Below are 4603 nucleotides of genomic sequence, written 5' to 3'. Positions count from 1 at the left end.
CGCCTCCACCAACAGCGCAGAAATCACGTGATAATCAAAGTCGCCTCGGGCGGCTTTTTTTATTTCCGCAACACTTCCCGCCATACCCGACAGGGGAGTGTGGCGTAGGTCGGATTAGCGTAGCGTAATCCGACAGCACCATCTTCTGAAGCCAGCATCCGTATCCATGCCGCCTCCACCAACAGCGCAGAAATCACGTGATAATCAAAGTCGCCTCGGGCGGCTTTTTTTATTTCCGCAACACTTCCCACCATACCCGACAGGGGAGTGTGGCGTAGATCGGATTAGCGTAGCGTAATCCGACAGCACCATCTTCTGAAGCCTGCATCCGTATCCATGCCGCCTCCACCAACAGCGCATCAATCACATGATGACCAAAGTCGCCTCGAGCGGACGAGGTGGCCAGCGGGCGGCGCATGGCCGGCAGTTATCAGCGTTCCGTTATGCTGCCCAGCGGTCGCGATAGATCGGCAGTGAAGTCGACATATTGGATGGAAAGCTCGCGTAGCTGGTCGAGCAGTGGGCGGTTGTCTCCGCGCCGCCACTGAAAAGAATAGATTACCGGCGCTGGCATTTCGGCGGCGGCGAGCGGGAGCAGCAGACCCTGGTCAACCAGCTTTTGACTCCAGCCAGTGGGCAGTATGCCGATCCCGACAGAGGCAATCAGCATGCCGGCAATGGCCCCCCAATTATTGCAACTTATACGCTCAACGGCAGCGATGCCGTGAGCCAGTAGCCAGTCATCAATCAGTCGCGTGGTGCCAGCTGATGGCGGTAAGGCAACGATGGGCTGTCCAGCGTCAAGTAAATCGGCGGCACCACGTAAGCCAGGCGGGCTGTCAGATACAGCCAGGGTTGGCGCGGCAAGCCAGATGAATTGTGCTTGACTGACTGGTTGCGACAGGATGCCGTGGTGCGATGAGCGTCCGGCAATGATCGCAAAATCGAGCTCGCCCTTGGCGACACGGCTTTCCAGAACTGAGCCCACGTCGACATAGGGTTCGAGCGTCAATTTGGGATGCAGTGCCCGGACTTGCGCAATGAACTGCGGTAGCCAGGTCAGCGCGCTGAGTTCGCCAACACCAAAGGTGCAACGGCCAACTAGCCCGGCAGAGGGTGCGAAGGCGGTACGTATTGCGGCGGCGTCATCGAGCAGCGCCAGCGCGCGTGGCAGCAATGCCTGGCCTGCATCGCTGAGTACGGCGCGGTGGCCACTCCGGTCGAACAGATTGATGCCAAGCGCTTCCTCCAGTTCTGAAATGCGCTTGGAGAGAGACGATACGGACAAATGCAGGCGTTCGGCGGCAATCGCAAAGTTGGCGCAGGTGGCGGCCCAGTAGAACGCTTCGAGTTGCTTTAAAGTCATGGACATCACTTGTTCTCTTTTTTCGAAATTAATTGTACATAATTTTTCGCTTTTATCTAAATTGTGCTTGATCAAAAATGCTTGACAGGGCAAATCGCGTCGGTGCCAGGCGTTGGGCGGGCGGCATATGCAGGCCCTCGTCCTTCACCAAAGTGATGCATGTAGCAGTGAAATGACGAGTTTGCTATTTTTTGAGAGGCGCAATGAACAAGAAGCGTTATGCAGTTATCGGCGGGGGGATAAATGGCCTCGCAGTCGCACGTCAGTTATTGTTGGATTTTCCCGACGCCACAGTGGTGCTGTTCGAAAAGGAGGCGAGTGTCGCCAGTCATCAGTCCAGCCACAATTCGGGTGTAGTCCATGCCGGTCTGTACTATGAGCCGGGGGGGCTCAAGGCACGACTTTGCAGGCGCGGGGGCGAATTGATTGGCAACTATTGCCGCGACAATGCGATCCCCTACGACGAGTGCGGCAAAGTTGTCGTCGCGCTACAAGAGGAAGAGTTGCCTCGCCTGGAGGCGATTTATCGGAAAGCGCAGGCCAACGGTGTGCCTGGCGTGCGGCTGATCGGCTCAAATGAGCTGCGCGAAATCGAGCCCAACTGCATCGGTCTGGGCGCCTTGCATTCACCGAAAACGGCGATTGTCAGTTACGGTCAAATTGCGGCCCGAATCGCCGATGAAATCAGGGAACGTGGCGGGCGCATTTGTCTGAATTCGCCGGTTGAGCGCCTGCTTGAGCAAGGCGGCGAAGTACGGGTCGAACTTGCAGACGGAGAGGTCTTCGATACGGTATTCGATCAGGCAATTGCCTGCGCGGGTTTGCAGTCAGATCGCCTGGCAGAGCGTTCGGGCGATCAGGACACGCCACGCATCGTACCGTTCTTCGGCCAGTATTACGTGATCGACGAGGCTTTCAAGTCGCATGTCAAAGGCTTGATCTACCCGGTGCCGGACCCGCGCTTTCCTTTCCTCGGGGTGCATTTCACAAAGCGTATCGACGGACAGATGACGATCGGCCCGAATGCTTTCATATCCTTCGGTCGCGAGAACTATGACGGCCGCAGCATGAACCTGGCCGACATCTTCAATTTTGCCAGCTACCCCGGCTTTTGGAAGTTTGCTGCCCGTAACCTGCCGGCGACGCTTCGGGAACTGAAGACTGTGGTCAGCGAGGCGAGCTTTGTCCGCGAGGCGGCGCGCTATGTGCCGACGCTTGCCTCGGTCGGTATTGTTCCGGCGGTGCGTGGGATCCGTGCCCAGGCAATGGAGGCCAATGGTGCGCTGGTTGACGATTTCGTGATTCGCCAACACGGCAACATTACCCACATCCGCAATGCACCGTCACCAGGGGCGACATCGTCGCTAGCCATTGCTGAATACATTGTGCGTGAAGTGATGAGGCGCTGAGTTTGCGTAGCGGACAGCGTACGGTTGTCTGTCGTCTGTCGCTCCCCAGCCAGCCCCAACTCGAACGCTCTAGGCGAAAAATAAAAAAATTAATTCATGAAGGAGACATTTTGAACATTCAAAAAACGGAACAGGAAACCCCGGCACAGACAAAAAGTCGTTTGCGCAAAGTGGCGGCAGCGACCATCGTCGGCTCAATGCTGGAGTGGTATGACTTTTATCTTTACGCGACGATGGCGTCGATTGTCTTCAGCAAGGTCTTCTTCGATACCTCGGACCCGGCGAATGCATCGCTGCAAGCCTTTGCCACCTTCGCCATCGGCTTTGTGGCGCGACCGATCGGGGGGCTATTCTTCGGCTACTTCGGCGACCGCTATGGGCGCAAGAAAATGTTGTTCGTTACTTTCTGTATGATGGGCTTGTGCACGACCGCCATTGGCCTGGTTCCTTCCTATGCCAGCATCGGCGTTTGGGCGCCCCTGTGCCTGGTGCTGATCCGCATTGTGCAGGGCCTGGGCGCTGGTGCTGAACTGGCGGGAGCGGCGGTAACTTCCTACGAACATGCGGCCGACAACAAGAAGGGACGACAAGGTGCGTGGCCTGCATTGGGGCTGAACCTTGGCCTGTTGCTATCGTCGCTGACCGTTTATCTGCTGACCGTCAATGGCGACAAGTTTTTGCTTGCCGGCGGCTGGCGCATTCCCTTCATCCTCAGTTTCGTGCTGGTACTGGTTGGGCTCTGGGTGCGTGGGAGTCTGCCGGAAACGCCAGAGTATCACCACTTCGAGGAAAGCCATCGCCAGAAGAGGCCGTTCCGCGAATTGTGGAAAACCAATCTTAAGGGCCTGGGCGTCGTCTTCTTTGTCGCCATCGGTTACAACGCACTGAGCTATGTCTTCAAGACCTTCTCGCTGGCCTACCTGACCCAGTTCAAAGGCATTTCGGCCAGCGTGACATCGCTATCGGTGACACTGGCCAGTCTGGTCGCAATCTTTACCGTCCCGCTCTTCGGCTATCTGTGTGACAAGTTCAGCAGCAAGAAGCTGCTGATCGTCGGCGGCCTGCTGTCAGCATTGTTCGCGTACCCGTTCATGCAGTTGCTCGACAGCGGCGAGAACAGGCTGATTTACCTGGCGCTGATCGTCGGCACCGGGGTGCTGGCGCCGATGATGTTCGCCCCACAGGGCTCTTTCCTCAGTCGCCAGTTTGCCGTGCAAAACCGCTCGACGGGGGTCGGTTCGGGGCGTGAAATCGGCACTGCCATTGCCGGCGGTATTGCCCCGTTGTGGGCGTTATCAATGGTGGCCCAGTCTGCGACTCGTGACACGAGCGCCGTGGCCTTGATGCTCACGTGCTCCGGAGCGATCGTCGCATTGGCAGCATACTTCGACCAAGGTTATCGCTTCAGCCATTACAAGAACTGATGGTCAAGGCGGCGGGCCAGGCTTGCTCAGCTCCTCCCGCCGCCCACCCCTTGTATGACGCGGGTTTGGGTCAGTGCAAACGAAGGCGGGGGGCAAGAGGCTTTCCTTTTGCTGGTCTGGCTGCTGTTGCGGAGGACCTGTACCTCGCCCGCACAGCCGATCGATTGCACATTGAGCAATCGCCGCCGGGAGCGGTTTCCTCCATGGAAAATAAGATGCGCCTGCGGTTGATTTTGTGAATCACCCCATGCTATACTTCGCGCACGCTTTTTTGAGGGGCTAAGCAAAGCCTTCAACGAAGAGTCCGCTGAGAGTAAAGCCAGCACAGGTCCCCATCGTCTAGAGGCCTAGGACATCACCCTTTCACGGTGAGTACAGGGGTTCGAATCCCCTTGGGGACGCCA

At 57.3% G+C, this 4603-nt stretch carries 3 protein-coding genes and 1 tRNA gene; 3 read left to right on the top strand and 1 reads right to left on the bottom strand.

Translation table 11 applies throughout. The annotated features are described in order from the left end of the window. Positions 1–430: 430 nt before the first annotated feature. The gene (locus tag AC1RBA_RS27890; RefSeq protein WP_492420613.1) at positions 431–1366 is read right to left on the bottom strand and encodes a LysR family transcriptional regulator; all 936 of its coding nucleotides are present in this window, start codon (positions 1364–1366) and stop codon (positions 431–433) included. Between the two features lie 203 nt (positions 1367–1569). Here AC1RBA_RS27890 and lhgO point away from each other — a divergent pair, with 203 nt between their 5' ends. The 3 genes from lhgO to AC1RBA_RS27875 all read left to right on the top strand — a co-directional run bounded on the left by lhgO (position 1570) and on the right by AC1RBA_RS27875 (position 4603). Next, entirely contained in the window at positions 1570–2775 is a 1206-nt protein-coding gene (lhgO, locus tag AC1RBA_RS27885) for an L-2-hydroxyglutarate oxidase (RefSeq protein WP_070290416.1), read from the top strand. 110 nt (positions 2776–2885) lie between these two features. Then, positions 2886–4199, top strand: a complete 1314-nt coding sequence (locus AC1RBA_RS27880; RefSeq protein ID WP_227742140.1) for an MFS transporter — start codon at positions 2886–2888, stop codon at positions 4197–4199. A gap of 328 nt (positions 4200–4527) precedes the next feature. After that, positions 4528–4603: transfer RNA gene (locus tag AC1RBA_RS27875), tRNA-Glu, on the top strand.

Source organism: Janthinobacterium sp. GW823-FHT03B06 (genome assembly GCF_058796955.1).
This window is presented reverse-complemented; position numbering and strand designations above follow the sequence as displayed.

Excerpts from the sequence above, each read along its gene's own strand:
- lhgO (WP_070290416.1), top strand. The coding sequence starts at position 1,570 with ATGAACAAGAAGCGTTATGCAGTTATCGGCGGGGGGATAAATGGCCTC.
- AC1RBA_RS27890 (WP_492420613.1), bottom strand. The coding sequence starts at position 1,366 with ATGACTTTAAAGCAACTCGAAGCGTTCTACTGGGCCGCCACCTGCGCC.